3 protein-coding genes are annotated in these 3,057 nt (G+C 70.1%); all 3 read left to right on the forward strand.

Annotated features, from left to right (window positions below; genetic code table 11):
- A partial coding sequence (locus tag A9X03_RS00380) for a molybdopterin dinucleotide binding domain-containing protein (RefSeq protein ID WP_304442449.1) occupies nt 1-1,122 on the forward strand: 1,122 nt, incomplete at its 5' end.
- Nucleotides 1,085-2,047, forward strand: coding sequence for a 4Fe-4S dicluster domain-containing protein (locus A9X03_RS00385; RefSeq protein ID WP_068259153.1), 963 nt, complete (start codon nt 1,085-1,087; stop codon nt 2,045-2,047). The genes A9X03_RS00380 and A9X03_RS00385, both read left to right, overlap by 38 nt.
- 7 nt (nt 2,048-2,054) lie before the next feature.
- On the forward strand, nt 2,055-3,057 hold a 1,003-nt coding region (nrfD, locus tag A9X03_RS00390), incomplete at its 3' end, for an NrfD/PsrC family molybdoenzyme membrane anchor subunit (RefSeq protein WP_067782443.1).

Below are 3,057 nucleotides of genomic sequence, written 5' to 3' on the forward strand. Positions count from 1 at the left end.
GCCGGCCAGCCCGTGCCGGGGTATACCGAACTGGGTGCCGACGGATCGACGTCGTGCGGATGCTGGATCTATTCGGGCGTGTACGCCGAGGGGGTCAACCAGGCCGCCCGCCGAGCGCCGCTGGGTGGTCCGAGCCCGAGCCAGTCGGAGTGGGGGTGGGCCTGGCCGGCCGACCGCCGCATCCTCTACAACCGGGCCTCGGCCGACCCCGACGGTAAACCGTGGAGCGAGCGCAAGCGCTACATCTGGTGGGACCAGGAAAAGCAGCGGTGGGTAGGCAACGACGTGCCCGACTTCGTGGCGGACCGGCCACCGGGCAGCCGGCCCGATCCCGACGTCGGCGGGCCCGACGCGCTCGCCGGGGATGACCCGTTCATCATGCAGGCCGACGGCAAGGCGTGGCTGTTCGCGCCGAAGGGAATGGTGGACGGGCCGCTGCCCACGCACTACGAACCGCAGGAGTCGCCCGTTACCAACGCGCTCTACCCCCAGCAGCGCAACCCGTCGCGAATCACGTTCCCGCGCAAGGAAAATCTGAGCGCACCGAGCGACGGGGAGCCCGGATCCGATGTGTATCCTTACGTGTTCACTACCTACCGGCTCACCGAGCATCACACCGCGGGCGGGATGAGCCGGTGGCTGCCCTATCTGTCGGAGCTGCAACCGGAGATGTTCTGCGAGGTCTCGCCGGAGTTGGCGGCCGAACGTGGCTTGGAGCCGTACGGGTGGGCCACCATCATCTCGCCCCGGGCGGCGATCGAGGCTCGGGTGCTGGTCACCAAACGCGTTGCCCCGCTGGTAATCAACGGCCACACAGTGCACCAGATCGGGCTCCCGTATCACTGGGGCGTCGGTGGCGACGCCGTGGTGAGCGGGGACGCGGCCAACGACCTGCTCGGAGTGACGCTCGACCCGAACGTGCAGATTCAGGAGTCCAAAGCCGGTTCGTGTGACATCCGGCCCGGGCGGCGGCCGCGCGGCGAGGACTTGCTGCGCCTGGTTGCCGACTATCAGTCGCGTTCGGGGGCCACCACCGAGACCGGCAACGTGCGGATCAGCGACGGCGTCTGGGAAGGAGGAGCCGATGGGTCAGCTGAGCGGACCGACCGACCCGACGAGTAACGCCGGCTGGGCGGAACCCAGACCGCGCAAGGGATTCTTCACCGACACCTCGATCTGCATCGGCTGCAAGGCCTGCGAGGTCGCGTGCAAGGAGTGGAACCGTAACCCGCGCGACGGCGACCTGGAGCTGCTGGGGTCGTCCTATGACAACACCGGAGCGCTGGGCGCCAGCACCTGGCGGCACGTGGCGTTCATCGAGCAGGGCCGCGATCGGATCGAGGAGGCGCGCGAATCCGGCCGCGCCCTAACAGATTTGGGTATGCCCGCCGTCCCCGGGCCTCCGGACACCAGCCCACCGGATACCCCGGAATTCCGCTGGCTGATGTCGTCGGACGTGTGCAAGCACTGCACGCACGCCGGCTGCCTGGACGTGTGCCCGACCGGCGCGTTGTTCCGCACCGAATTCGGCACCGTCGTCGTGCAGGACGACGTCTGCAACGGGTGCGGCACCTGCGTGGCCGGATGCCCGTTCGGCGTGGTGGAGCGTCGCAGCGACGGCACGTATGCGACGCCCGCGACCAGGCCCGATCGTCCCGCCGAGAAGCTCGTCACCGGGGTCGCCCAGAAGTGCACGCTGTGTTACGACCGCCTGGTCGAAGACCAGATCCCCGCCTGCGCCCAGACCTGCCCCACCACGTCGATCAAGTTCGGCGACCACGACGATCTGGTGATCGAGGCCCGAGAACGGGTCACGCGGCTGCACGCCCAGGGCCAGACCGAGGCGCGCCTCTACGGCGCCAACGAGCACGACGGAGTGGGTGGCACCGGCTCGATCTTCCTGTTGCTCGACGAGCCGGAGGTCTACGGCCTGCCGCCCGACCCGCGCGTGTGCACGGCCGACCTGCCGCAGATGTTCAAGAGGGCGTGCGTCGCCGCCGCGGGGATGTTCGCCGCCGCAGCGCTCGCCTTCTGGAAGGACCGGTGAAAAACCCATGAGCACTTCGGAATTCGACAGCCTGCGGCCCCCGGAACCCGCGGGCGGCAAGCGCCGCAAGGGCAGGCGGGTGGGCCGCCGGGGCGGTGGCGACGGCTCGCGCGAGATGCCGATGGTCCCCGAGGTCGAATTCAGTTCGTACTACGGGCGTCCGGTGGTCAAGCCCGCGCCGTGGGGGCACGAAGTCGCCGCCTACCTGTTCCTGGGCGGGGTCGCGGGAGGTTCGGGCCTGCTCGCGGCAGGCGCCCAGCTCACCGGCCGGGACACGTTGCGCCGCAACACAAGGCTGTCCGCCCTGATCGCGGTGATGCTGGGCGCGGTCGCGCTGGTGAAGGACCTGGGCCGTCCCGAGCGCTTCGTCAACATGCTGCGCACGGTCAAGCTGACCTCGCCGATGAGCATCGGGTCGTGGATCCTCAGCTTGTTCGGCGCCGGCATCGGTGTCGCCGCCGTTTCCGAGGTCGACCGGATGACCGGCGAGCGAATCCCGTTGGGCCCGTTGCGGCCCGTTCTGCGCGCCGTCGAGGGGCCGGCCGGATTGGAAGCCGCCGTGTTCTCGCCGCCGCTCGCCGTCTACACCGCGGTGCTGCTCACCGACACCGCCACCCCGACGTGGAACGCCGCCTACCGGGACCTGCCGTTCGTGTTCGTCAGCTCGGCGAGCCTGGCCGCGTCGGGATTGGCGATGATCACCACCCCGGTCGCCGAGGCCGGCCCGGCCCGCACGCTGGCCGTCATCGGCGCGATCGGTGACCTGATCTCCGCGCGGTTCACGGAATACCGGATGGACCCGGTGACCAGGGAACCGCTGCACCGCGGCAGGCCCGGCCGGCTGTTGGCCTGGAGCGAACGACTGGCCGCCGCGGGCGGTTTGGGCGCATTGCTTGGCGGCGGACATCGCGGCGTCGCCGCCCTGTCCGGCGTGGCGTTGTTGTCGGCGTCCGCGATGCTGCGGTTCGGTTTCTTCGAGGCGGGCCTGGAGTCGACGCGCGACCCGCGGT

The sequence above is a fragment of the Mycobacterium sp. E1715 genome (assembly GCF_001667625.1).
In the GTDB taxonomy this organism is placed as follows: domain Bacteria; phylum Actinomycetota; class Actinomycetes; order Mycobacteriales; family Mycobacteriaceae; genus Mycobacterium.